We start from the raw sequence: 24,605 nt of genomic DNA on the forward strand, positions 1-24,605 counted from the left end.
ACGCAGGTGTGAAAGACCCATTCGGGATCGACCTGTGAGCAGTGCAGCCTCTTGCGCGGCTTTCATGATCTCGGCGCCGGCATCCGGGCAGGGCAAGACGACGGTTACCGCCGCGCTCGCCCGCTTGCATCGCGATGCCGACCGTCGGGTCCGCGTGTTCAAGTGCGGGCCCGACTTCCTCGATCCCATGATCCTGGAGCAGGCCAGCGGTGCGCCGGTCTGCCAGCTCGACTTGTTCATGGTCGGCGATGCGGAGTGCCGCCGCTTGCTGCATGAGGCAGCCTGCGAGGCGGACCTGATTTTGGTCGAAGGTGTCATGGGTCTGTTCGATGGCGAACCTTCCGCCGCCGACCTCGCGGTTCGCTTCGGGTTGCCGGTCCTCGCGGTGATCGATGCGTCCGCCATGGCGCAGACGTTTGGCGCGATGGTCCAGGGACTGGCGACATACCGGACCGAGTTGCATCTCGCCGCGGTGCTTGCCAATCGCGTCGGCAGCGCGAGGCATGCTGCCATGCTGGAGGCGAGTGTGCCGACAGATGTACAATGGCTTGGCGCCTTGCCGCGCGATGCGGAGGCGGCGCTCCCCGAACGTCACCTGGGCCTGGTACAGGCGAGCGAAGTTGATGACATCGACGCGCGGATCGCCAGGTCGGCAGCAGCGCTGCCACCAGGCGCGAACTGGCTGCCGCCTCCGGTCCGCTTCGATCCTCCGATGGCTTCGGAACCTCTCGCGCGGCTGTTGCAGGGCACCCGCATCGCCGTTGCGCGCGACGCGGCGTTCGGCTTCATCTATCCGGCGAACCTGGCATGGCTGCGCGACATGGGGGCGGAGCCTTGCTTCTTCTCGCCGCTGCACGATGCGGACCTGCCCGCGTGCGAGGCCCTGTGGCTTCCCGGAGGCTACCCCGAGCTGCACCTCCAGGCGCTGGCCGACAACCGGTCAATGATCGCTGCGATCCGGGAACATCACCAGGCAGGTAAGCCGATCCTGGCCGAGTGCGGCGGTATGCTCTACGCTCTAGACGAGCTGGACGACGGTCAAGGTCGGCGCGTCCCGCTTGCCGGGCTGCTTCCGGGCGTGGCGACGATGCAGCCGCGCCTCGCCGCGCTGGGGCTGCAGCAAGCCTCCATGCCGAAGGGCATCTTGCGCGGGCATACCTTTCACTACTCGAAGCTGGAAACGCCTGTCGCGGCAACCTGGCAAGCCGTGAGGCCGGATGGCCGACCGGGCGAGGGGATCTACCGGCAGGGTGCGCTCACCGCGACGTACATGCACCTCTACTTCGCGTCCGCCCCCCGCGCCGTCGCCGAGATCTTCGGCCGCTGAGACGTCACGCCCGGAGGCTTCGCAGCTGGGGGAGGTAAAACGTCTCTGCCCGCCATCGCTTTTTTCCACCTTGCCAACGGGCTGAGGCGGCGATCAACACGCTGTTGAAGAAGCGTGGGATTGTCGACGCGGTTTGCTGCACCTAACTACGGCCTGTCCGAAAAATTCATGGCGATCTTGCGGACGCATCACAGAAGGCCGCCGATGGGCTCCGCTCCGACCCATTGCCGGAGCTCCTGCCCGAAGGGGCACTCATGCTGCCGCAACCGTGCCAGGCGTGAGCCGCTTTCTCGCTGAACGAGATTCCAAGGCACTTCATCGTGTCTGCCGAGTTTGTCTCATGCCGCGACCGGGATCGCGGCTGCCGAAGGAATACGTAATGCCCGAATTGCCTGAATTCGAAACATCGCGCCGCGGTGTGCTCGCGGTCGGTGCCGGGGGAGCAGTGGTCGCGTCCACCCCGGCGATCGCCGCCCCATCGGCCGTAACCCGCGGCGCGGTGCCAAGCTCGCAAGTCGCATTTCGGGTGAACGGCAAGGCTCAGGCGCTGAGGCTCGATCCGCGCACCACCTTGCTCGATGCCCTGCGCGAGCATCTGCATCTCACCGGCACCAAGAAGGGCTGCGACCATGGGCAATGCGGCGCCTGCACGGTGATCGTGAACGGCCAGCGGATCAACTCGTGCCTCAGCCTCGCGCTCCAGCATGAAGGCGACGAGATCACCACCATCGAAGGCCTGGGAACTCCGGATAACCTCCACCCCATGCAGGCTGCCTTCGTGAAGCACGATGGCTTCCAGTGCGGCTACTGCACGCCTGGCCAGATCTGCTCGGCCGTGGGCGTCCTCGACGAGATCCGGCAGGGCATTCCCAGCCACGTGCAGGCGGATATTTCCCAGGCACCACAAGTGACGAACATGGAATTGCGTGAGCGCATGAGCGGCAACATCTGCCGCTGTGGTGCTTACTCGAACATCGCCGAGGCTATGGCCGAAGTCGCAGGAGCCAAGGCATGAAGGCTTTCACGTACGAGCGCGCGAAGGATCCGGTCGCCGCTGCACGCGCCGCGGCCAGGCCGGGCGCCAAGTTCCTGGCCGGTGGCACCAATTTGCTCGACTTGATGAAGATCGAGATCGAGGCGCCCACGCACCTGATCGACGTGCAGGACCTGGGTTTCGACAAGATCGAGCCCACGCCGGACGGCGGCCTGCGCATCGGCGCTCTGGTCACCAACACCGCCATGGCGGCCGATCAGCGCGTGCGGCGCGACTATCCGCTGCTCACCCGAGCGACAGTCGCGGGCGCAAGCGGACAACTGCGCAACAAGGCGACCACGGCGGGCAATCTGCTCCAGCGCACGCGATGCCCTTATTTCTACGACCCGAACATGCCGTGCAACAAGCGCAAGCCGGGTTCGGGCTGCGGCGCGCTGGGCGGATACTCGCGCCAACTTGCGGTCGTCGGCTCCAGCGAGGCTTGCATCGCCACGCACCCGTCCGACATGGCGGTCGCCATGCGCGCGCTCGATGCCGTGGTCGAGACGGTGAACCCGCAAGGCCGGACGCGTGCGATCCCCATCGCCGAGTTCCACCGCCTGCCCGGCGACACACCGCATATCGAGACGACACTGACCGCGGGCGAATTGATCACTGCCGTGACCTTGCCCAAGCCGATCGGTGGCACGCAGATCTACGAGAAGGTGCGTGACCGCGCGTCCTATGCCTTCGCCGTCGTCTCGGTCGCCGCGGTGATCCAGAGCGATGGCAGTGGCCGAGTGGCCGTGGGCGGCGTTGCCCACAAGCCCTGGCGGGTCGACGCTGCCGATGCTGCGATGTCGCGCGGCGCGAAGGCCGCGGCCGGCGAGCTGCTGGCAGGCGCGAAGCCGACACAGGACAATGCATTCAAAATCCCGCTCGTCGAAAGAACGCTGGCGGGCGTCATGGCACAGGCGAGGGCCGCATGAAGTTCGAGACACCCGCACAGACCAATCCCATCGATCGCCTGAAGGTCGTTGGGCAAGCGCACGATCGCATCGACGGGCCGCTCAAGACCAGCGGCCTGGCGACGTACGCCTACGAGCACCATCGTGAGGTGCCGAACGTCGCCTACGGCTATGTCGTGGGTTCGGCGGTCGGCAAGGGGCGCATCAAGTCGCTAGGGCTGGACGAAGCGCGGCGCGCGCCCGGCGTAGTGACGATCGTGACTGCGCAGGACGCGGGCCCACTCGGCAAGGGCGACAGGAACACCGCCAAGCTGCTGGGTGGCCCCGAAGTCGATCACTACCACCAGGCAGTCGCCGTCGTCGTGGCGGAAACCTTCGAACAGGCGCGTGCCGCCGCCGCGCTGGTCCGTGTCGACTACGAGCGCGGCGACGGGCGCTTCGATCTCGACGAGCTGCTGAAGACGGCGCCGCTGACCGGCGGCGACAGCCAGGAGGGCAGCGGGTCTTCGCCCGAGCACCGTGTGGGCAAGTTCGAGGAGGCGTTTGGCGCAGCGCCGGTCAAGTTGGACCAGCGCTACACCACGCCCGATCAGAGCCACGCGATGATGGAGCCGCACGCCACGATCGCGGCATGGCAGGGTGACGAGCTGACGCTCTGGACCTCGAACCAGATGATTGCCTGGAACAAGGCGGACATGGCCAAGACGCTCGGCATCCCCAAGGAGAAGGTGCGCCTCATCTCGCCCTACGTCGGCGGCGGCTTTGGCGGCAAGCTGTTCCTGCGCGCCGACGCCTTGATGGCGGCTCTCGCGGCGAGGGCCGCGAAGCGGCCGGTCAAGCTGGCGCTGCAGCGTCCTTTGATGGCCAACAACACCACGCACCGCCCGGCAACGCGCCAGCGCGTGCGGATTGGGGCGACCAAGGACGGCACGATCACCGCGATCGCGCATGAGAGCGGATCGGGCGACCTCGAGAACGGCGGCCCGGAAACGGCGGTGAACCAGACCGAACTGCTCTATGCCGGCGCCAATCGGCTGACCTCGATGCGGCTGGCCGTGCTCGATCTGCCGGAAGGGAACGCGATGCGCGCGCCCGGCGAGGCGCCGGGCATGATGGCGCTAGAAATTGCGATCGACGAGATGGCCGAGCAGCTCGGCATGGATCCCATCGCGTTTCGCATCAAGAACGACACGCAGGTCGATCCCAAGACGCCGACGCGCAAGTTCTCCGAGCGCAACCTCATCCGCTGCATGCAGGAAGGCGCAGAGCGTTTCGGCTGGGACAAGCGCCGCGCCAAGCCCGCGCAGGTTCGCGATGGGCGCTGGCTGGTCGGCATGGGCGTGGCCGCGGCCTTCCGCAACCATGTTTCCCGGCCGTCCGGCGCGAGAGTGCGATTGGGCCGCGACGGTGTCGTGACCGTCGAAAGCGACATGACCGACATCGGCACGGGCAGCTACACCATCATGGCACAGACGGCTGCCGAGATGATGGGCCTGCCGCTCGACAAGGTGGTCGTGAAGCTGGGTGACTCGAGCTTCCCGGCCTCGGCCGGCTCGGGCGGACAATGGGGTGCGGCGAATGCGACTTCGGGTGTCTATGCGGCTTGCGTCAAGCTGCGCGAGGCGGTCGCCCAGCGCCTTGGCTTCAACGCGGCCGATGTCGCCTTCGAGGACGGCCAGGTCAGGAGTGGCAATCGGGCATTGCCGCTGACGCAGGCTGCACAAGACGGCGAGCTGCTGGGCGAAGACAGGATCGAGTTCGGCAAGCTGGGCAAGACCTTTCAGCAGTCCACCTTCGGCGCTCACTTCGTGGAAGTCGGTGTCGACGCCTACACCGGTGTCACGCGGGTACGTCGCATGCTGGCGGTCTGTGCAGCGGGGCGCATCCTCAACCCGCAGACCGCACGCAGTCAGGTGATCGGTGCCATGACCATGGGGGTCGGCGGCGCGCTGATGGAGGAACTGGCGGTCGACACCCGCTTCGGTTTCTTCGTCAACCACGATCTTGCCGGTTACGAAGTGCCGGTGCACGCCGACATCCCGCACCAGGAGGTCATCTTCCTGGACGAAGCGGATGCCACGGCCAATCCGCTGAAAGCCAAGGGCGTGGGAGAACTGGGCCTGTGCGGCGTCGGCGCGGCAGTGGCGAATGCGATCTACAACGCAACCGGCGTGCGCGTGCGCGACTATCCGATCACGCTGGAGAAGCACCTGGAGCGCTTGCCCTCTATCGCCTGAGCGGCTGGCTTGCTTCAAGCATGTCGTCCCCCGCCTGGCTGGTCAGGCGGGGGCCTCGTCCTCGGAACTGGGGCGAATGACCAGGTTCTGCTCGCGCGCCTGGTAGACGCGGCTGAACGGCGGCACGTCATGCGTCAGCCAGACATTGCCGCCGATCTCGGACCCCGCGCCGATCGTCACCCGGCCCAGGATCGTGGCGCCCGCGTAGATCACCACGTTGTTCTCGATCACCGGATGGCGCGGCAGCGACTTGATCAGGGCGCCCGTGGGCCCGAGCGGGAAGTTCTTCGCACCCAAAGTCACGCCTTGGTAGATGCGCACGTTGTCGCCCAGGATCGCCGTCTCGCCAATGACGACCCCGGTGCCGTGATCGATGAAGAACCCTTCGCCGATCTGCGCGCCGGGATGGATGTCGATCCCGGTCTGCCCATGCGAGATCTCCGAAATGATCCGCGCCACCAGCGGCGCGCCCAGCAGGTGCAGCTTGTGCGCGAGCCGATGGTGGATGATCGCCAGCAGGCCCGGAAAGCAGATCAGCACTTCGTCGAGGCTACGGGCGGAGGGATCGCCGCGGAACGCCGCCTCGATATCGATGTCGAGCAACCGGCGGATCTCCGGCAGCTCGCGCCCCAAGGCCAGCACGATCTGCGTCGCGCGGTCATCGTTGATGTCGCGGCCATCGTCCGGGCTGGAGTAAGTCAGCTCCAGCCGCACTTGCGCCTGCAGGCGGCTGAAGGCGATCTGCAGCGTCTGCGTGACGAATGTGTCCTCGTTGTGGAGGCGAACGAAGTCAGGGCCCAGACGCAGCGGAAAGAGCGCGCCGCACAGCTCCTCGACCACTTTGGCCAGGCGCACGCGCGAAGGAAAGCTCTCCACGCCATACTCGGCATGCTGGGCGTTGACGGTGCGCCACTTGCGCCGGATCTCCGCTAGTTGGCCGACGATCCCTTGTACGTTCCATAAGTCCGCCTCGGCCTGGGCGGATGCGTCTGCCGGCAACGGCGCACTGGATCGATCGGGCAGGTTCTCCATACGGCTTATCCTCGGTGGCTCGGCCGTGCGCGGAGTGGCTGGCTCTCTTCCACGTAGTGTCCTTGATGTTCGTGACTGACCTGTCGGCGCGGCGACGCGCTCCGGTACATCGTAGTGCGACCGGAGGCGTGGCGTCTAAATACCCCACTAATATTATAGACATTACTCGTCAACCCGCCGACCAGGCCGCTTTGCCCCGGCGAAGAGTTCCGCGTAAGGATTTCGTGTGAGCGAGGAAAGTTCCAACACGAAGCCGCGCCGGCGGACGAGGCGCAGCAGCGCGCAGCTGCGCGATCTGATCCTGACGTCTGCGCGTGCAGAATTCAGAGACGCCGGCTACTCGGGCGCGACCACCGCCGCCATCGCACGGGGCGCGGGAGTCACCGAGACGCAGCTGTTCCGGATGTTCGAATCCAAGGCGGCGTTGTTTCGCGCTGCGGTCTTCGAGCCGCTCGACGATGCGTTCGCGATCTTCAACGATACCCGCTTTCAGATGGCGCACCCGGGTAAGCACAATTCGCTCCCCGACACCCAGGCCTACATCGCCGACCTGATGACGTTCATCGAGACCAACCGTGAGATGCTGGTGCCGCTGCTGGCGGCGCAACTCGTCGACGGTGGGCAAGTGGAGGGGGTGGCTGGCGTGGCCGGCCTGCGCACCTATTTCGATCTGGGTTCCGAACACCTGGCGCGCAACACGCAGGACCTGTCCAAGCAGCGCTCAGACACGATCGTGCGGGTTTCGTTCGCGGCGGTGCTGGCCGTGGTGTTGTTTCGCGACTGGCTGTTCCCGGCGCATAGCGGTGACGAGGCGGAGATGTCGGCCGCCCTGGCGGACTTCTTCGTGAACGGCCTGGGCGGCAGCCGCTGACATGGTGCAAGCCCGTCGGACTGCTGGACCGCTCGGGACAGGTCGGTAAGGAGGCCCGATGACTCACAAGACCGCGCTCATCATCCGCCACGTGCCTTACGAGGGCGTCGCCGCCTATCGCGAGCCGATTGAGTCCGCCGGCTATCGTGTCGACCGTATCGACGTGAGCGATCCGGTGTTCGCCAGCCTTGACCTGACGCGCCATGATCTGGTGATCATGATGGGTGGACCGATGGGCGTCTATGAGCAGGATAACTATCCCTGGATCGCGACGCAGATCGAGCGGCTGGCCGAGCGTCTCGCGGCTGACCGGCCGACGCTGGGCGTGTGCCTCGGCGCGCAGATGATGGCGGCGGCGATGGGGGCTGAGGTCTATCCCGGCCCCGCCAAGGAGGTCGGCTTCCACCCGATCAGGGTGCATGACCATGCCCTTGCCAGCCCGCTGCGCCACCTGGTCGGCGTTCCCGTGCTGCACTGGCATGGCGATACGTTCACGTTGCCCGAGGGCGTCGAGCTGCTCGCCTCCAGCCACGTGTACAAGCACCAGGCCTTCCGACGCGGGCCGAACATCCTGGCGCTGCAGTTCCATGCCGAGATGGGTCTGGATCCCCGCTTCAACGACTGGATCGAGCAGTGGCCGGAGTCCGTCATAGAGGCCGGCCACGACGAAGCCAGCATGCGCGCTGCTCATGACCGGCTTGGCCCCGCGGCCGTCGCCGCGGGTCAGGCGATGATCGCCGAGTGGCTCAAGGGGCTCGCCTGATCCTCAGTGCGCCGCGTCCACCGCTTCGGGCGCGAGCGCACGACCATCGTGGCCGACGCCGAGATGCCGCAGCAAGAGGCGGCGTGTGGCGGCGGTGTGCTCCAGCTGCTCGATGTCATCGTCATGATGCGCGTTCGGCAGATCGGCCACGATAACGCCTTGATCGAGGACGATGATCCGATCGGCGAGCGCAATCGCCTCGTCCACGTCATGGGTGACGAGCAGCACCGCCGGATTGTGGATGCTCACCAGCCGCTTGACCAGCCCGTGCATCTTGATCCGGGTCAGTGCGTCCAGGGCGCCGAATGGCTCGTCGGCCAGCAGCAGTTCGGGGTCGCGCACCAGCGAGCGGGCGAGGGCGACCCGCTGCTGCTCGCCGCCGGAGAGTTCGTGCGGCCAGGCGGTTTCGCGGCCGGCGAGACCCACTTCCGCCAGTGCTTTCAACCCGCGCTCCCGGGCATCCGATCCGCGCAGGCCGAGAATGACGTTGTCGATCAGGCGGCGCCAGGGGAGCAGTCGCGAGTCCTGGAACACCACCGAGATGCGCTCCGGCACGAACAAGTCCCCACTTCCGGTGGCCTCGTGGTCGAGGTCGGCGATCGCCCGCAAAAGGGTGCTCTTGCCCGATCCGCTACGGCCAAGAAGCGCGATGAACTCGCCCGGCGCGATGTCGAGATCGAGCCCATTGAGCACGCCCTTGACAGTGAAGCGTCTAACGAGGTTTCTGACGCGCACGATCGGGCCGGTGTGCATGGTCCCGCTCATTGGCCGAGCGTCCGACGCCAGGAAAGCACCTTCCTCTCGACGAGGCGCACGGCGAAATCCGACGCTAGGCCGAGCACGGCATAGAGCAACAGGCCCACCAGCATGACGTCGGACTGCGCATAGTTGCGCGCCAGGTTGATCATGTAGCCAATGCCGCTCGTGGTGTTGATCTGCTCGACCACCACCAGGCTGACCCACGCGGCCATGACTCCGAAGCGCAGGCCCAGCATGATGCCCGGCAGGGCGCCCGGCAGCACGACGTGACGCAAGTATTCCAGATAGCTGATGCGCATCGTCTCGGCGAGTTCGACAAAGCGCAAGTCGATCCCGCGCAGGGCATTGTGGGTGTGGACGTAGATGGGCAGGAAGACGAAGACGCCGATCATCGTCACCTTCATGGTCTCGCCCACGCCGAACCACAGGATGAAGAAGGGGATCAAGGCCAGCGTAGGGATCGCCCGCTTAAGCTGGATGACGCTGTCGAACAAGTAGCCGCCGACCAGGCTGAGTCCGGAGAGAAAGGCCACAGCCACACCCAGCGTGGCGCCGAAGAACAGGCCCTGGGCTGCGCGCAAGGCGGAGACGAGCACGTTGTGGTGCAGGCGGCCGTCCTGCAGCAGGTCGATGCCTGTGGTCACTGCGACCCATGGGGCGGGCAGGATGCGGCTGTCGATGAAGCCGCTGGTGGAGCCTACCGCCCAGTAGGCCAGCAGCATTGCCGGACCCAGCAGCCAACCGTAAGTCCACGCCCTTGGCAGGCCGAGGCGGTACTTGCCTCGTTGCAGCGGGGGCACGGTCGGCATGGTCTCCAGCACCGGTCTGGGGCGGTGGTAGCCCAGTCCAGGTAGAGGGCCGGGGTGCTTGGGAAAGGGCGGGTGGAGCAGTTCTGCCGTGGATGCCATGATCGATGGTCCTTGCTCAGCCTTCGGAAGGTGCGGCGGAGGGAAGCGGGTGCACTATGACCGGCCGATCGCATCGGCGGCGACGCGCTCGAAGCGGCGGTCGAAGATGTCGGCGGCGGGGAAGGGCGTCTTGTCCATCTCGCGGGCCATGAAGTCGATCGTCTGCTGTTCCACGGTTATGGCCTGCGTCCAGTCACGCGGGATGTCGGACCGTCCGCTCTCGCGAATGATCAGGTCGGCATCGGCGCGGCTGAGGCCCTGGTCCTGGACATAGTAGAGTTCGGCCCATTCCTTGGGATGCGTGTCGATCCAGACTTGCGCAAGAGCCCAGAGCTTGACGTAGGCCTGGATGGCGGCAGCCTTGGCAGGGTCGCGCAAGGTTTCGGTCCGCACGTAGAGCACACTCGGATCGTCGCGGAAGCTGCCGTGGCCGATGACCTTCGCGCCGTCCGCGCCGTACTTCGACAAGTAGCGGCGTGCTTGCAGGCCGGCTCCGATCGGCGCGGCGTCGATCTGCCTGGCGGCGAGCGCGCCGATGTAGGTGTCCGTCGCGGCGGGAAGATCGACGAGCGTGACCTCCTCCTGCCGGATGCCTGCCTTGGCGAGCGTACTCAGCACGACGAAACCCTGCGCCTGGCCCGGGCTGTAGGCGATGCGCTTGCCCCGGAGGTCGGCCACGTCGTGGATCGAGCTGCCCGGCGCCGTGCCGATCGTGTAGAGCGGATAGCGCCAGGGTTCGGTGCGGAAGCGCCAGGCGACGATCTTTACCGGAATGCCCACCCACACGCCGTGGATCGGAGGGATGTTCGCGGCAGAGCCGATGTCGAGCGCCTTGGCCTGGAACGCCTCGGTCACGCCCGGGCCACCGGTGATCTGGGCGAACTGCACCTTGAACGGCAGTTCCTTCAACCAGCCGTTGCGTTCCAGCACCTTCTGCGTCAGCGGATCGCCCACGACGAGGGTGGTTCCGGCAGGCACCTTGTCTGGGATCGGCGCGTCGAGCGAGAGGCCGGCAGCCTGCGCCGCGTCACCGCGGAACAGATGCACTAACAGCGGAATGAACGCGAGCACGACCAAGGCAATCGAGATGATCGTTCCCAGGTCACGGCCACGTATCGATCGAAGCGCCACTCGAGACTCCTGTTTATCCTTTCATACTGAACTGATATGAATTGAATCGTCAAGCGCTGTTTGCAACAGCGGCGCGAAGCAGAAATAGGCTGCGATTGCTAGAGTCAGGAACTGGCGGTACGATCCACAAGGCGGGCTCGTACGTTGGGAAAACCTACGAGGATGCTATGAAAGCCAGCTCGCAATCCGGCACTCTGACGCTCAGGCCCTCGTGGCAGGCGAGGGCCCCGCAAGGCTCAGCCGTCGACTTGTGCCAGTCCGCTGGTGGCTTCCTCGCGCAAGGCGTCGGCGAGCGTGCGGTTGTCGAGGATGCTGGTGGTCTGTTCGCGCACTTCGGCGAAGAGTGCACGCAGCTGGCACAACTGCTCGTCGGTGCAGTCTTCGCAGCGTTGGTAGAAGTTACGGCTGACGCAAGGCAGCATCGCCAAGGGGCCGTCGGTGATGCGCACCACTTCGCCGAAGGTGATCAGGTCGGCCGGGCGTGCCAGCTGATAGCCGCCCATATTGCCGCGCGTGCTCTTGACCAGGCCGATCCGGCGCAAATCGGACATGATCGATTCCAGGAACTTGCGCGGAATCTTCTCTTGTTCGGAGATCAACGAGACCTGCCGCGTCGCTCCCTTGGCTCTGGCGATATTCAGAAGAGCCTTCAGCGCATACCGGCCGCGTTGGGAAAGCATGCGGAGTGGACACCTTGCAAGGTCTTGCACGCAACCGCTGGCGCGCCGACGACCGGATCGCGGCGGATATATGTCAAGCGCCAAGCCGTCGCAACCCGCAGAGCGCGTCCGGCAACGGAGCCCGCAAGGCGCACCCGTCAGGTCGGATGAGCGCCTGCATCGAAGCTGCCGCCGCGCTCCCAACCGGGCGGAAACCATGGCTCGCCAATGTCTTCGCGCCAGGCATGCAGGCCGCCGCGCACGTTGAAGACCCGCGTGTAGCCAAGGCTCTGCAGGCTCCACGTCGCCAGTGCGCCTCTGTTGCCTCCGGCGCAGTAGATCACCAGCGGATCGTCCTTGCTGTCCACCGCATCGGTGATCAGGTACTCGAGCCGGCCGCGGCTGAGGTGGAGAGCGCCACCAAGCGGTGGATTGCGCAGCAGTTCGTCCTCGTCGCGCACATCGATCAGCAATGCGCCTTCCGCGAGTTTGGCGCGGGCCTCGCCGGGTGAGATCTCGCGGATCCGGCGGCGCGCGCGGTCGGCGAGTTCGTGCAGGTCATGGTAGTCAGGCATCACGACCCTCCCGCTTGCAGGTCGCGAAAGGTGCGCGCGGCGGCATTGCGCATGCGGGCAGGTCGGTCGGTTCGTGCTTGTTCGCTTTCGTCATCGTTCGTCTCCCGGGTTCAGGAGCCACGAGACCTGGACGTTGTCGCCTGAGTTCGTGCATCGCATCCGAGCCGCGACCGGAGGCGAATGCCTCATGCCGCAGCTCGGTTGTTCTACCATAAAGGTAGACAAGAGCCAGGCTAGATCGACTGTTGCACGGCGTAGATCGGCTTTAGCGACCGCACGAGCTGCACGGCCACGCGGACACACAGCGCCGTGGTCCCCCTGCCGGCGAGCAAGGGGACCAGACCGATCATTGGTCGTCGAGCGTGTAGAACAAGTCGCCCGAGATCTGCTCCGAGACGTAGCCGTCCGGGCCTACCGGCGTGCTGGTGCCCACCGTAGTGCGGCGCACGATGCGCTCTTCCTCGAAGTGCTCCCAGTCGACCGGGCCCCAGTGGCTCGTCGCGCGGTTGTCCCAGACCACGATCGAGTTCGGGCTCCAGTTGAAGCGGGCCTGGATCTGCGCCTGGCCGGCAAGCTCGTTGCGCAAGTAGGTGAGCAGCGCCTCGCTTTCGCCCTCGCTGAAGCCGTCGATGTACTTGATGAAGCCGGGGCTCAGGAACAGCGACTTGTGGCCGGTCTCCGGGTGCACGCGCACCAATGGATGGCGCGAGAGGTAGGCGCCGGTCGGGCGGCCATCGTGGCGCGGCGGGGGCGGGTAGCCGCGGAAGGCATCATCGCGGCCATGCACGGCCTTGAGGTTCTCGATCACATCGCGGAACGCGGGCGAGAGGCTGTTGTACAGCGCCTCCAGGTTGACGAACAGCGTATCGCCGCCGGCCACTGGGCCTTCGAGGATGCGCAAAAAGGTGATGTCGCTGGGATTGGCGACGAAGGTGATGTCTGTGTGCCAGCCCCGGCCTTCCCGCGGACGACCGAAGGCGCGCAGGTGCTTCTTCTGGACGTCATCGAACACGCTGGGGCGGTCGCGCTGGACCGACTTCACGTTTTCCATGATCTGCACAGGCCCGCCGATGCGGCCGTTGGTGATCGGGTGCGCCGGAGTGACGCCGCCGAAGTAGCTGGAGAAGCGGATGTGCTGCTCGTCGGTGATCGGCTGATCGCGGAAGAACAGCACCTTGTAGCGCAGCAGCTTGCGCCGCAACTTGGCGACGGTCTGCTCGTCCAGTTCTTCGCGCAAGTCGATGCCGCTGACTTCGGCGCCGATCACGGGGGTAACTTGGGTGAACTTGAGATTGTCGATGGAGTTGACCGAGGTCTCCTCCCGTTCGAGCACATCTGTAGTCATGGTCTGCTCCTCTTCATCGTATTGGTACTGAAATCAGGCTGCGTCCTCACGGGCCTCGGCGGCGGCAAGCGCGTAGCTGTTGGCGGGACGCTCCAGGCCAAGGTTTTCCCGCAAGGTCGTGCCTTCGTATTCGGTGCGGAACAGGCCGCGGCGCTGCAGGATCGGCACGACCTGGTCGACGAAGTCGGCAAGGCAGTTGGGAAGGATCGGGGGCATGATGTTGAAGCCGTCGGCCGCGCCTTGCTCGAACCATAATTGGATCGCATCGGCGGTCTGCTCCGGCGTGCCGACGAAGACGCGATGGCCGCGTGCCGTCGCCAGAGTGCGGTAGAGTTCGAGCAAGGTCGGCTGCTCGCGCTCGACGTAGTCGGTGACGAGCTTGAGCCGGCTCTTGTTGCCGTTGGTCTCGGTGGGCAGCGGCGGCGCCGTGTCGTCGAGCGAATAGGCGCTGAGGTCGGCGCCCTGGTAGTGGCGCGTGAGGATGTTCCAGGCGGTGTCGGGATGGACGAGGGACTGGATCTCCTCGTAGTTCGCCTTGGCCTCGGCCTCGCTGCCGCCGAGCACGGGGAAGATGCCCGGCATGATCAGCAGTTGCTCCGGGCTGCGGCCGAAGCGCGGCAGGCGGCCTTTGACGTCGGCGTAGAACTCCTGTGCGTCCTCCAGTGTCAGGTTGGCGGTGAAGATCACCTCCGACGTGCGGGCGGCGAGATCGCGGCCAGCTTCGGACGCGCCGGCCTGCACGATCACCGGGTAGCCCTGCGGCGGCCGGCCGACGTTCAGCAGCCCACGGACGTTGAAGTGCGCGCCTTCGAATTCGATCGAATGCACCTTGTCCGGATCGACGTAGATGCCGCTGGCCTTGTCTCGGACGAAGGCATCGTCCTCGTACGTGTCCCAGAGCGCCTTGGTGATGGCCAGGAACTCCTCGGCGCGCTCGTAGCGGAGCGCGTGATCGGGGTGCCGGTCCAAACCGAAATTCGCCGCCACATCGGCGCCGGTGGTGACCACGTTCCACGCTGCGCGCCCGCCTGAGATCCAGTCGAGCGACGCGAACTTGCGCGCGAGGGTATAGGGATCCTCGTAAGTCGTGGAGGCGGTGGCGACGAACCCGACATGCTCTGTCACCTGGCTGAGCGCGGCCCAGAGCGTCACCGGCTCGAACTTGGCGCCTTGCGAGCTGCGCGCGAGGGCCTCGGGTTCGGCCTTGAGGCCCGCGCCGGGGCTGTCGGCGACGAAGACCATGTCGAGCTTGCCGCGCTCTGCCGTCTGCGCGAGCTCGCGATAGTGGGCGATGTTGAGCCCGGCGTCGGCCTGGGAGGCAGGGTGGCGCCAGGCGGCGGCGTGATGGCCGCTCGCCATCAGGAACGCGCCGAGGCGCAGCTTGCGGGATTGGGTCATGGGATCAGGAACCTCCTGGCGACGCGATGTCGTGCCTAGAGGTTTCATATCCTACTTAGTGAGTCAAGATTGATCGTGTGTGTGTTGATGGAGTAGCGGCGGCAGCGCTAAATGACGAAGCTTTTCAGTGTTATCCGATGTTTCCCATGGCGGCGCTCAGCGGATCGGGCGGCTGGCGCGACGGATAAGAAAATCTAGCCAAGCCCAAACCAGATTTAAACTACACCAACTCAGTAGGAATGAATATGCCTATTGTGACGACAACTTGAGGGGGAATGACCATGATCGCCGTATCGCAGCTTCGCCGAAGCCTCCATGTCGGAGCGGCGAGGCACGCCGTGATCGCCGGAACGGGACTGGCTTGCGCCGTGAGCATCATGAACCCGGTCAAGGCGGCCGAAAGCGAGGCGGAAATTGCGGCTGCGGCGGCGGCCGGCGAAGACGATGCCGGTGGCGAGGCGATCGTCGTCACGGCTCGCCATCGCGACGAGAAGCTGCAGGACGTTCCGCTCTCCATCAGCGCGCTGTCCGGGGATACCGTGCGCACCGAGAAGCTGGATCGACTGCAGGACTTCGCGCAGAAGATCCCGAACTTCAATCCCTACACGTCGAACCCACGCACTTCGGCGCTTTCGATCCGCGGCGTGGGCGGGATCAATGGCGGCAGCGATGGGTCGGAGTCCGGCGTAGGGCTGATCGTCGACAACGTGTTCTACACCTACGTCGGCTTCGCCTGGGGGCCCCTCTATGATGTCGCCGGACTCGAGGTCGCTCGCGGACCTCAGGGCACGCTGCTGGGCAAGAACACCACCGTAGGCGCGGTCATCGTGCGCAATGCGGCGCCCAGCTTCGATGCATCGAGCGAGCTGGAGGTGAGCGCGGGCAACTACAACAGCCTGCAAGTGCGAGGCTACACCACCGGCGCGCTGATCCCGGACAAGCTGGCCTACCGCGTAAGCTTCCTGCGCGACAAGCAGGACGGCTTCTTCCCCAACAACTGGCCTCCGATCAAAGACGACCGCCGCAGCACCGTCGACTTCCAGGACGTCAACCGCTGGGGCGTGCGCGGCCAGCTGCTATGGACGCCGACCGACACCATCTCCAGCCGGCTGATCGTCGACCACACGGAAACGCGCGAGTTCAACAACTACGGCGGCATCGTCGCCTCGCCGATCACGCGCTACAACAATGGCGCGCCCTATCGCACCTACGCGACCAAGCTGGCGCAGCTCTATGGCCTGACCAACCTCGACACCGACCCCTACACCGGGGAGTCGACCAATCCGTCGCAGCTGTCGTCCTATACCACGGGCGTGTCGAACGAGCTCAACATCGACCTGGGTGGTGTCGACCTGACGTCGGTGACTGCGTTCCGCAGCTTCCGGCTCTATCCGCGCAACAGCCAGGGCAGCTACGGGCTCTATCTCTACAGCCTGGGCTACGACAACGACAACAAGTTCTGGTCGCAGGAGATTCGGCTGGCATCGAAGCCGGGTGCGTTCTTCGACTGGCAGGTCGGCGCCTACGCGCTGAAGGACAAGCGCGATTCCAACAACCGAATCATCTTCGGCAAGGACGCGGCGGGGTTCTACGGAACCACTTTGCCGGCCTCGTTCACCGCGCGCGTGCCTATCACCATCAACCCCAATGTTCTGGACGGGCTCGAATACGACCAGCAGGGCCTCGCCAGCACCAAGAGCATCGCTGCCTTCGGCCAGGGGACCGTGCATATCGCACCCTGGTTCGACCTGACTGCCGGCGTGCGCTTCACCCATGAGACACGCAAGGGATCGAACACCGGCTTCTCGTTCAACAGCGCGCCGGGGCTGACCGCAGCCGAGATCGCCCAGCAGACCAACCTGCTGCGCAGCCTGTTCGGCGGCTACTTCACGCTGGCCGACAAGAAGAGCAACAACTCGTGGTCCTGGCTGGTGAACCCGAGCTTCAAGATTACGCCCGACCTGCTGCTCTACGGTTCGGTTGCGCGCGGCGTGAAATCGGGCGCGGTGAACACGGTGGCCGTGCCGGTCTACTCGGGCGCGACAGTGGTCGGAGCCACGCCTGTGATCACCGAGCCGGAAACCTCGCTGGACTTCGAGGCGGGCTTCAAGTCCAGCTGGTTCGCCAACCGTGTGACCTTGAACGTCAACGCCTACCAGAACACGATCAAGAACTACCAGGGCTCGATTACCGACACCTCGAGCTTCTTCGATGCGGCCGGGACGAATATCCCCAAGCTCTACCTCGGCAACATCGCCAAGGTGCGGCTGCGCGGGATCGAGCTCGAGGGCAACTGGCAGGTCGCGGAAGGCGTGCAGTTCCACACGGCGGCGGCGGTGCTGGAGGCCAAGTACCTGGACTACGTCAATTCGGGCGCGCCGGTGGATTACCAGTATGCGGGCGGGCCCAAGACGATCGATCTCTCCGGCCGCAAGATCCCCAACGTGCCGCCCTGGACCCTGAACTTCGGCGTCAACTTCGAGCGGCCGGTCGGCGCGGTGCAAGGCCAGGACGTGGCGGTGTTCGGTTTCGTCAATCAGGCGCTGACCGGCAAGACACGATTCAGCGACTCCGGTTCGGAGATCTGGCTGGGGCAGAAAAGCTATGGCCTCACCAATGCCAGCATCGGTGTCAAGCAGGTCGACGGGCGATTCACGCTCTCGCTATGGGTGAAGAACCTGTTCGACAAGAAGTACACCCAGAACAAGACGCTGGGCACCACCAACACCGTACCGACCTGGCTGCTGGGCGATCCGCGCACGTTCGGGGTGCGGGCCTCTTTCAAGATCGACTGAACTTGCCGGCGCGCTCACCTATACGAGGAGCGCGCCGGCAAGTTGCGGAAACGACGCGATCAGCCGCCGCGCAGCCTGCTCCACTGCGCGGCGGGCGCATGGGGCAGGCCGATATCGAGCAGGCCGAGCACGCCCGCGCGTGCGGCCTTGATCTGGTGCAGCGCGTTGACGGCGGGCAGGGCGGTCATCGTGTCCCACTCGTGATTGCCCCAGTGGCTGGGCGGCGTGTAGCGCACGCGGGTGTCCACGTTGGGCTCGCCCTCGATCAGAATGCGGTGCTGGTCGTCGTCGATGTCCCAGTTCTCGACCAGCTTGCGGGTCAGATACCAGACCACGGTGGCGGTGATCACGGTCTTGCCGCCGACCTTGCCGCGCCAGCCGCCACGCAGCGCAGCGTTGCTGCCCTTCTCCATGACGAACCAGCCGAGATCGACACGCTCGGCGGCGCTGGCGTATTCGATGAAGAACTCGACGTCGTCGAATTCGTAGCCCAGCGCCTCGCCCATGCGCACGGCGACGTCGCGGAACATGACCAGCCAGGTCTGCGCGGCCTTGCGTGTTTCGTCGGTCGCCTCGGGCTCACCCATGCCCAGGAAGCTCCAGGTTTCGACGGACTCGTAGACCGAGCAATCCGCCGACTCGATCAGCGTCAACGACTGCACGTCGCGGCACACTGCAGTTTGCGCCACGGCGATCGCGTTGATCCAGCCCGGGTTGATGCCGCTGATGTAAAGCGAGCTGTTGCCGCGCCGGCATGCGGCTTCCAAGCGCTCGCGCACCTCGCCCTGGATTCCGCCGACATGGAAGAACAAGTTGGTGCTGACGACGTCCGCGCCGCTCTCCAGCAGGCGCACCGTCTGGTCCACGTCGCCGGTGAAGGGCGTGTAGACCACGCTGTCGGGCTTGAGCGCGAGCAGGGCGTCGATGTCGTTGGTGGCGGTGATCCCCGTTTCCGGGCGCCCGCACAGAGTGCCGGCATCGACCCCCACCTTGTCCGGCGAGTGGGCGAACACACCGACCAGCTCCAGGCGCGGATCGTCGAGGATCGCTCGCAGTGCGAGCTTTCCGACCTTGCCGGTGTTCCACTGAATGACCTTCAGCCTATCCATGACGTCTCCCATCGTTCTTGCGGCCATGCGCTATTGTGGCTCACAGTGACGGAAACGGCGTCGAAGGCAATCGCCGTGGCGATATGGCTGGGGCAGAGTTGGCGCTTCGCTGGCTTGCTTACCGACAAGTCTCGGCATTGACGAGGAGGTGCTCGCTTTCGCGATCCATCCACACGCGAGCCTCTGGAGTGAGCGGCGACTGATTGCCGAATGCGCATGCCGGATCGTAGCAATCGACCGCGAAGCGCAGCAGCCAGGCTCGTCCGTCGATGATCCGAGGCAGAGTGACATCGCCATCGGGGGTAATCTCGAATTCCGGCCCGACGATCGCCTGACCGATCCGCTGATCCTGCGTGCTGAAGGTCACCAGCTCGCCGCCAAGCGCAACCGATACTTCGTAGCTCTCGACCTCGGCCGATGTCGTCAATCCCGCGGACACTGCCGCGTCGAGATCCTCGACATCAAGCAGGCGCGCCTGGATGCCTGGCTGTCGCGCGCGTGCGAAGGCGACGTGGTCGCCTGCGAGCACCAGCCCGCCGTCGAGCGAGATCCGCTCGCCCGTAGCCTCATCCACCATGTCGATCAGCCGCAGGCCAAGCAGCGGACCGATCGTCGCTTGCTGCCGCCAGTCCTCGACGTAAGCGCCCGAGGGAGCGAACTCCAACACGGCGTTCCCGATCGCGTGCAGCCGCGCCGGCTCCGGCCATTGATTGCGCGGCTGGTAGCTGCTCGCGATGTTCCACGATAGCAGCCCGGCCGCATCGTCCCACACGGTGTCGCCGATCCAGCCCTGGCGCTCGGCCACCCGAGTCCGGTCACCGTGCGGAAGGCGCAGATCAATGGTGAACCCGGCGGACTGGAACCAGTAGACGACCGTGCGCTCGTCCGTGACGCCGGTCGCGAACGTGATGCTCTTGCGGCGAAACACGCCGAGCAAGTGTGTGGGAAATGGTACGTCGGCGCGCTTGGGCGGCAGGCCCGCGCAAAGCTGCTGCAGGTTCAAGCGGCCTTCTCCGCGACCTTGGCCTCCGCCGATTTCAATCCGAAGCTGTCGAGCGCCATAGGCCGGTCAAGTACGAGCTCTCCGCTCGCGATACGGCGCTTGAGGTAGGCGAACGTCTGCGCGGTCTGGTTGAACAAGTGCTCGCCGCAATGAAGCGGTGCGTACTTCGGCGGCTCGCCCGGGATCAGCGGCGCGACGACATGGTCGTAGTCGCACGAGAAGAACATCGGGAAGGAGTAGCGCTCCTCGCGCACCTTGCGCACACGGTGGCGGGTGGCCAGATAACGGCCGTTGGACATGATCTCCATCATGTCGCCCACGTTCATGATCAGCGCGCCCTCATGCACCGGTACATCGGCCCAGATCCCATCCTTGCGCAGGATCTGCAGGCCCGGTGCGGTTGCGAAGAGCAGGGTGAAGCACTCGTAGTCGGTATGCGCGCCGATGCCGGGCCGGTCCTGCGCCACGGGATCGTGCGGGTAATGGATCAGGCGCAGCTGGCTCGGAGGCTGGCGCAAGTGTGCATCGAAGTGGCTTTCGTCGAGCCCGAGCGCCAGCGCGAAGGCGCGGAACAGCGCGTGTCCGATGCCGCTCAGATGGCGATAGTAAGCGAGCGTGTCTTCGCGAAAGCCCGGCATGAACGGCCACAGGTTCGGCCCAAGCAGGCGACGGCGGCCGCTTGACCGGGTGTAGTCGCGGTTGATGTCGTAAGCTTCCTTGAGATCCGCCGTGCCGCCGCCGAACTGTTCTTCGCCGACTGGCACGTAGCCACTGTGGTTCTCGGACAGGCCGATGTAGCTGCGCATCTTGCTCGCAGGGTCGAGCGCGAAGTAGCTGCGTGCCCTTGCCAGCAATCGATCGAACAGCGCCGGATCGAGCTGTGCGCCGGTGATCGTTAGAAAGCCGATCTCGCTGCAGGCCCGATCGAGTTCGCGCGCCACCGCCCTGCGATCCGCAAGGCACGTGCTGGTAAGGTGCGAGATGTCGATGACGGGAAGTTGCTCGATGGCGGTCACTGCACGTACCTCGATCTGGTGCTGAGGAGCACGTAGGGGCTTGCGGGGTCATAGTGATAGACGCCACAATCCTATGAATCGCATCACGATGATCTATGACCGGGATCATCGACGGCTTAGAACGAGGCAGGACCCGCATGCCCGAGCAATCCGCGCTCACCGACAAGAAGTTCGCCAGCCGCGTCGACTGGAACCTGATGCGCACGTTCGTCGACATCGTTCGCGCGGGTGGCATCGGTGCGGCGGCGCGCCAGCTGAACAAGCAGCAGCCCAGCATCAGCGCCGCGCTCAAGCGACTGGAGGAGCACGTCGGCGCGACCTTGCTCCATCGCACGGCTACTGGTGTCGAGATGACCGCGGCGGGCAAGGCAATGATGGCGCTGTGCGAGGACATGCTCGAGTCCGCGCGGCTGGTGCCGCACCAGATCGCGCAGGCGACCAAGCGCGTGGAAGGTATCGTCCGCATCCAGATCGTCTCGGCACTGGTATCGGTCGAGTTCGACGAGGCGATCGCCAGCTTCCATCGCCGCAATCCCGACATCCACATCGAGATCCGCGTGTCGCCCTGGCGCCAGGTGCTCGACGCATTGGAGCGAGGCGAGGTCGAGATCGGCGTCGGCTACGATGGCGACGTGCGCGGCAGCCTCACGTACGAGCCACTGTTCTGCGAACGCCAGCAGCTCTACTGCGCGCGCAGCCACCCCCTTTTCGGTCATCGGGTGAACCGCCTGAACGAGCTGAAGGACGAAGGCTTCGTCCTTACCGGCGAGGACGAGATCGAGACGATCACCCACCTTCGCCGCCGCTATCGCCTTGGTACGCGGGTAAGCGGGCTCGCCGAGGACATCAACGAGGCGCGCCGCCTGATCGTGCAAGGCGTCGGCCTTGGCTTCCTGCCGATCCCGGCCGTCGAGGACGATGTCGCCAAGGGCCGGCTTTGGCCGCTGCTCCACACGGAAACCGAGCCTACCTACGACATCTACCTCCTCGCCCGCGCCGAACCTTCGCGTGACACCGCCACGCAGCTTTTCCTCGACGAGGTCATGCGCCGGATCCGCGCGAAACGCTGACTTACGCAAGAGTCATAAAACTGACCTATGTCTTTCATTGTGATTTAGCGTCTGCCCGCATGGGATTGTCTCGCGCACTCTGAACGCAGTTGCAGCATTGCGACTTTCGTTCGGGTACGAGACATGACTGCGCTGAGGAAAAGCTTCGTCGACTTGCTGCCACCGTTGATGATCGCGGTAGTTCTGCTGTTCTGGGCCTACGGTCCCAAGGCCGTGCTCGACAGCCCCTGGACGCTGATGATCACCGCGCCGTCGATCACCGTCACGGTGCTCTTGCTCGAACTGGTTTTCGAGCGTCACCCGGGCTGGCGGATTAACCTGCAGGAGTTCTTCACCGACTTGTTCTACGTGGTGCTGAGCGCCACCGTGATCACCTGGACCACGGAAGCCTTGGCGGAAACGCCGCTGCGTGCGCTCAAGGCCTCGCTGGGGTTCAAGACTGAGTGGGTGCTGGCAATGCCCTGGCTGGCGCAGGTCGCCTTCGCGATCTTCATCCTCGAGTTCGGCCAGTACTGGATGCACCGGCTGATGCACAACGTCACGCCCTTCTGGCTGACACATGCGCCGCATCACCATCTCACGCAGCTCAATGCCGCCAAGGGCGCGGTCGGCAATCCCATAGAGCTGTTCCTGATCAGCCTGAGCGTGCTGGCACTGTTCGATTTCGACAAGACCGCGCTCTTCGCCGCGTTCAACACGATGGGCGTGATCTCGACATTCGCCCATGCCAACGTGCGGTCCAATCCACCGATCTGGTATTCGTTCTTCTTCACCACGATCCGCCATCACAGCCTGCATCACTCGACCGACTACGAGGCGACGCGGTGCAACTACGGCAACTCGCTGATCCTGCTGGACCGGATCTTCGGCACCTATCGCGAGGGTGAGGCGTCGGTGGTGGGGCAGGACGAGCGCAAGCGCCTCTCAATCCTGGAGCAGACGCTGTTCCCCTTCCAACCGTTGATCGACCGCGCCAAGGCACGCCGTACCACACGCGCTGACGTCGATGCTCCCACCCGGGCGGTCGGCGCCTGACCCGGTCCGCCGTCTTGGCCGCGCCTCCGCGCATCGAGACCGCCCGGGCGGCCCGCGCCGCTCTCTCGCGCGGTGACTTGGGTACGACGCATCGTCTCGCAGCCGCTTTGGCAACTGCCGATCCCGACGATGCCGAGGCGCAGTTCCTGCTCGGCGTCGTCACTTCGGGGGCAGGGCAGGTGCAGGCCGGCGTTGAGCATCTGACTCGCGCCGTGCAACTCGATCCACAGGGCGAGTACCGCGCACAATTGGCCAAGCTGCTGTCGATGGTCCGGCGCGATGGCGATGCCGCAGCGACCTTGCGTGACGCCGAGCAAGCGCCGCCCTCTGACGCCCTCAGCCGGGATACCATGGGCTGCGTCTACGCACGCCTGGGCGACCATGCCGCCGCGCTCGTTCATTTCGACGAGGCGGTACGCCTTGATCCGCAAAACATCGCATTCCGCTACAACCAGGCGACGACGCTGAACTTCCTCGGGCGCGTGGCCGAAGCCGAGGCGGCGGTCGAAGAGATCATCGCGCTCGCGCCTGCGGACGCGCGTGCGCATCATCTCCTGGCGGGCCTGCGCAAGCAGACGCCCGAGCGCAATCATGTGGAGCGACTGCTACGCACGCTCGTGCGCGCCACTGACGCGAACGAGCGCCTGCTGCTGGGTTACGCGCTGGCCAAGGAGCTGGAGGACATCGGCGAGCCGGATGCCGCGCTCGACCGGCTGCTTGCCGCCAATGCCGAACATCGCGCGACGCTGCCCTATTCCTTCGAGCGCGACGCCGCGATGTTCGATGCCATCGAGCGGCACTGGGCTCGGCCGGTCAGCGCTCCTGCCGCCAAAGTCGCGAGCGACGCGCCGATCTTCATTATCGGCATGCCGCGCACCGGCACTACGCTGGTCGACCGCATCCTCTCCTCGCACCCCGAAGTCGAGAGCGCCGGCGAACTCCAGGCAATGCCGCTGGCGGTGAAGCACGCATCGGGCACCCGTAGCCGCACCGTGCTCGATCCGGAAACCGTCGCCGCGGCAGCCGGTGCCGACCCACAGGCGATCGGCGCGCGCTACCTGGCGATGGCGAAGCACCACCGCCATGCCATGACCCCGCGCTTCATCGACAAGTTTCCCGGCAACTTCCAGTACGCCGGCATGATCGCGCGCGCCTTGCCAGAGGCACGGATCATCTGCCTGCGCCGTCATCCGCTGGACACGGTGCTGAGCAACTTCCGCAATCTGTTCGCGGTCAGCTCGCGCTACTACGACTACAGCTACGACCTGCTCGACATCGCCGCGTATTACGTGCGGTTCGATCGGCTGATGGCGACTTGGCGCGAGGCGTTGCCCGGCCGCATTCTCGAGGTGCAGTACGAGGACCTGGTCGCCGACCAGGAAGGCCAGAGCCGCCGCCTGCTGGCGCACTGCGGCCTGCAATGGTCCGACGCCTGCCTCGCGTTCCACACCAACGCCGCCCCGGTTTCCACCCCCAGCGCCGCGCAAGTGCGCCGCCCGATCTATGCCGACTCGGTCGCGCGCTGGAAGCGGCATGCCGCCGTGCTGGAGCCGGCGCGCCGCTTTCTCGAACGCGCCGGCATCGCGGTCGACTGACATGCGCGCCGCCTTCGCACCCATCTTCAAGGAGAC

The 24,605-nt window shown here is 65.4% G+C and carries 21 protein-coding genes; 10 read left to right on the forward strand and 11 right to left on the reverse strand.

Annotated features, from left to right (window positions below):
- Positions 1–34 precede the first annotated feature (34 nt).
- The 4 genes from HNO88_RS10975 (at position 35) to paoC (ending at position 5,505) form a co-directional block, all read left to right on the forward strand.
- Entirely contained in the window at positions 35–1,327 is a 1,293-nt protein-coding gene (locus HNO88_RS10975; protein ID WP_184245035.1) for a cobyrinic acid a,c-diamide synthase CobB, read from the forward strand.
- Positions 1,328–1,706: 379 nt separating this feature from the next.
- Positions 1,707–2,342 carry an aldehyde dehydrogenase iron-sulfur subunit PaoA gene (paoA, locus tag HNO88_RS10980; protein ID WP_184245037.1) on the forward strand — a complete coding sequence of 212 codons (636 nt, stop codon included), beginning with the start codon at positions 1,707–1,709 and terminating at the stop codon, positions 2,340–2,342.
- Positions 2,339–3,289, forward strand: coding sequence for an FAD binding domain-containing protein (locus tag HNO88_RS10985; protein ID WP_184245039.1), 951 nt, complete (start codon positions 2,339–2,341; stop codon positions 3,287–3,289). Before paoA ends, HNO88_RS10985 begins: the two co-directional genes overlap by 4 nt.
- Positions 3,286–5,505, forward strand: coding sequence for an aldehyde oxidoreductase molybdenum-binding subunit PaoC (gene paoC / locus HNO88_RS10990; RefSeq protein WP_184245041.1), 2,220 nt, complete (start codon positions 3,286–3,288; stop codon positions 5,503–5,505). The genes HNO88_RS10985 and paoC overlap by 4 nt, the downstream gene beginning before the upstream one ends.
- 42 nt (positions 5,506–5,547) lie before the next feature.
- Here paoC and epsC read toward each other — a convergent pair whose 3' ends face one another.
- Positions 5,548–6,537 carry a serine O-acetyltransferase EpsC gene (gene epsC, locus HNO88_RS10995; protein WP_184245043.1) on the reverse strand — a complete coding sequence of 330 codons (990 nt, stop codon included), beginning with the start codon at positions 6,535–6,537 and terminating at the stop codon, positions 5,548–5,550.
- A gap of 226 nt (positions 6,538–6,763) precedes the next feature.
- Here epsC and HNO88_RS11000 point away from each other — a divergent pair, with 226 nt between their 5' ends.
- Positions 6,764–7,408: a TetR/AcrR family transcriptional regulator gene (locus tag HNO88_RS11000; protein WP_184245045.1), complete on the forward strand. Its 645-nt coding sequence runs from the start codon at positions 6,764–6,766 to the stop codon at positions 7,406–7,408.
- Positions 7,409–7,466: 58 nt separating this feature from the next.
- Positions 7,467–8,171 carry a glutamine amidotransferase gene (locus HNO88_RS11005; protein ID WP_184245047.1) on the forward strand — a complete coding sequence of 235 codons (705 nt, stop codon included), beginning with the start codon at positions 7,467–7,469 and terminating at the stop codon, positions 8,169–8,171.
- Positions 8,172–8,174: 3 nt separating this feature from the next.
- Here HNO88_RS11005 and HNO88_RS11010 read toward each other — a convergent pair whose 3' ends face one another.
- The 7 genes from HNO88_RS11010 to HNO88_RS11040 form a co-directional block, all read right to left on the reverse strand.
- On the reverse strand, positions 8,175–8,924 hold the full coding sequence (locus HNO88_RS11010) for an ABC transporter ATP-binding protein (RefSeq protein WP_184245049.1): 750 nt from the start codon (positions 8,922–8,924) through the stop codon (positions 8,175–8,177).
- An 8-nt stretch (positions 8,925–8,932) separates the two neighbouring features.
- On the reverse strand, positions 8,933–9,838 hold the full coding sequence (locus HNO88_RS11015) for an ABC transporter permease (protein ID WP_221419959.1): 906 nt from the start codon (positions 9,836–9,838) through the stop codon (positions 8,933–8,935).
- A gap of 54 nt (positions 9,839–9,892) precedes the next feature.
- A complete protein-coding gene (locus HNO88_RS11020) occupies positions 9,893–10,969 on the reverse strand; it encodes an ABC transporter substrate-binding protein (protein WP_184245051.1) in 1,077 nt (358 codons plus the stop codon).
- Between the two features lie 236 nt (positions 10,970–11,205).
- Entirely contained in the window at positions 11,206–11,649 is a 444-nt protein-coding gene (locus HNO88_RS11025) for an RrF2 family transcriptional regulator (RefSeq protein ID WP_184245053.1), read from the reverse strand.
- 137 nt (positions 11,650–11,786) lie between these two features.
- On the reverse strand, positions 11,787–12,203 hold the full coding sequence (locus HNO88_RS11030) for a rhodanese-like domain-containing protein (RefSeq protein ID WP_184245055.1): 417 nt from the start codon (positions 12,201–12,203) through the stop codon (positions 11,787–11,789).
- A 346-nt stretch (positions 12,204–12,549) separates the two neighbouring features.
- The gene (locus HNO88_RS11035) at positions 12,550–13,548 is read right to left on the reverse strand and encodes a TauD/TfdA dioxygenase family protein (protein WP_184245057.1); all 999 of its coding nucleotides are present in this window, start codon (positions 13,546–13,548) and stop codon (positions 12,550–12,552) included.
- A 33-nt stretch (positions 13,549–13,581) separates the two neighbouring features.
- Positions 13,582–14,946 (reverse strand): LLM class flavin-dependent oxidoreductase, encoded by a 1,365-nt coding sequence (locus HNO88_RS11040; protein ID WP_184245059.1) that lies wholly within the window; start codon positions 14,944–14,946, stop codon positions 13,582–13,584.
- Positions 14,947–15,323: 377 nt separating this feature from the next.
- Between HNO88_RS11040 and HNO88_RS11045 the strand changes: the two genes are divergently transcribed.
- Positions 15,324–17,741, forward strand: a complete 2,418-nt coding sequence (locus HNO88_RS11045) for a TonB-dependent receptor (RefSeq protein ID WP_246381593.1) — start codon at positions 15,324–15,326, stop codon at positions 17,739–17,741.
- A gap of 59 nt (positions 17,742–17,800) precedes the next feature.
- On the opposite strand, the gene HNO88_RS11050 is transcribed toward HNO88_RS11045, so the two are convergent.
- The 3 genes from HNO88_RS11050 to HNO88_RS22850 form a co-directional block, all read right to left on the reverse strand.
- Positions 17,801–18,850, reverse strand: a complete 1,050-nt coding sequence (locus HNO88_RS11050) for an NAD(P)H-dependent amine dehydrogenase family protein (RefSeq protein ID WP_184245063.1) — start codon at positions 18,848–18,850, stop codon at positions 17,801–17,803.
- A 118-nt stretch (positions 18,851–18,968) separates the two neighbouring features.
- A complete protein-coding gene (locus tag HNO88_RS11055) occupies positions 18,969–19,853 on the reverse strand; it encodes a hypothetical protein (RefSeq protein WP_184245065.1) in 885 nt (294 codons plus the stop codon).
- Positions 19,850–20,869 carry an isopenicillin N synthase family dioxygenase gene (locus HNO88_RS22850; RefSeq protein WP_312857055.1) on the reverse strand — a complete coding sequence of 340 codons (1,020 nt, stop codon included), beginning with the start codon at positions 20,867–20,869 and terminating at the stop codon, positions 19,850–19,852. The genes HNO88_RS11055 and HNO88_RS22850 overlap by 4 nt, the downstream gene beginning before the upstream one ends.
- Before the next feature lie 137 nt (positions 20,870–21,006).
- Between HNO88_RS22850 and HNO88_RS11065 the strand changes: the two genes are divergently transcribed.
- The 3 genes from HNO88_RS11065 to HNO88_RS11075 all read left to right on the forward strand — a co-directional run bounded on the left by HNO88_RS11065 (position 21,007) and on the right by HNO88_RS11075 (position 24,569).
- Complete coding sequence (locus HNO88_RS11065) at positions 21,007–21,939, forward strand: LysR family transcriptional regulator (RefSeq protein ID WP_184245067.1); 933 nt, start codon at positions 21,007–21,009, stop codon at positions 21,937–21,939.
- A 123-nt stretch (positions 21,940–22,062) separates the two neighbouring features.
- Positions 22,063–22,974, forward strand: a complete 912-nt coding sequence (locus HNO88_RS11070) for a sterol desaturase family protein (protein ID WP_184245068.1) — start codon at positions 22,063–22,065, stop codon at positions 22,972–22,974.
- 14 nt (positions 22,975–22,988) lie between these two features.
- Complete coding sequence (locus tag HNO88_RS11075; protein ID WP_221419961.1) at positions 22,989–24,569, forward strand: tetratricopeptide repeat-containing sulfotransferase family protein; 1,581 nt, start codon at positions 22,989–22,991, stop codon at positions 24,567–24,569.
- Positions 24,570–24,605 lie beyond the last annotated feature (36 nt).

This window comes from Novosphingobium chloroacetimidivorans, from assembly GCF_014204535.1.
Taxonomy (GTDB): domain Bacteria; phylum Pseudomonadota; class Alphaproteobacteria; order Sphingomonadales; family Sphingomonadaceae; genus Novosphingobium; species Novosphingobium chloroacetimidivorans.

Excerpts from the sequence above, each read along its gene's own strand:
- HNO88_RS11035 (WP_184245057.1), bottom strand. The coding sequence starts at position 13,548 with ATGACTACAGATGTGCTCGAACGGGAGGAGACCTCGGTCAACTCCATC.
- HNO88_RS11030 (WP_184245055.1), bottom strand. The coding sequence starts at position 12,203 with ATGCCTGACTACCATGACCTGCACGAACTCGCCGACCGCGCGCGCCGC.
- paoC (WP_184245041.1), top strand. The coding sequence starts at position 3,286 with ATGAAGTTCGAGACACCCGCACAGACCAATCCCATCGATCGCCTGAAG.
- paoA (WP_184245037.1), top strand. The coding sequence starts at position 1,707 with ATGCCCGAATTGCCTGAATTCGAAACATCGCGCCGCGGTGTGCTCGCG.
- HNO88_RS11015 (WP_221419959.1), bottom strand. The coding sequence starts at position 9,838 with ATGGCATCCACGGCAGAACTGCTCCACCCGCCCTTTCCCAAGCACCCC.
- HNO88_RS11050 (WP_184245063.1), bottom strand. The coding sequence starts at position 18,850 with ATGGATAGGCTGAAGGTCATTCAGTGGAACACCGGCAAGGTCGGAAAG.
- epsC (WP_184245043.1), bottom strand. The coding sequence starts at position 6,537 with ATGGAGAACCTGCCCGATCGATCCAGTGCGCCGTTGCCGGCAGACGCA.
- HNO88_RS11040 (WP_184245059.1), bottom strand. The coding sequence starts at position 14,946 with ATGACCCAATCCCGCAAGCTGCGCCTCGGCGCGTTCCTGATGGCGAGC.
- HNO88_RS10985 (WP_184245039.1), top strand. The coding sequence starts at position 2,339 with ATGAAGGCTTTCACGTACGAGCGCGCGAAGGATCCGGTCGCCGCTGCA.
- HNO88_RS11045 (WP_246381593.1), top strand. The coding sequence starts at position 15,324 with ATGAACCCGGTCAAGGCGGCCGAAAGCGAGGCGGAAATTGCGGCTGCG.
- HNO88_RS11025 (WP_184245053.1), bottom strand. The coding sequence starts at position 11,649 with ATGCTTTCCCAACGCGGCCGGTATGCGCTGAAGGCTCTTCTGAATATC.
- HNO88_RS11010 (WP_184245049.1), bottom strand. The coding sequence starts at position 8,924 with ATGCACACCGGCCCGATCGTGCGCGTCAGAAACCTCGTTAGACGCTTC.
- HNO88_RS11005 (WP_184245047.1), top strand. The coding sequence starts at position 7,467 with ATGACTCACAAGACCGCGCTCATCATCCGCCACGTGCCTTACGAGGGC.
- HNO88_RS11070 (WP_184245068.1), top strand. The coding sequence starts at position 22,063 with ATGACTGCGCTGAGGAAAAGCTTCGTCGACTTGCTGCCACCGTTGATG.
- HNO88_RS11065 (WP_184245067.1), top strand. The coding sequence starts at position 21,007 with ATGCCCGAGCAATCCGCGCTCACCGACAAGAAGTTCGCCAGCCGCGTC.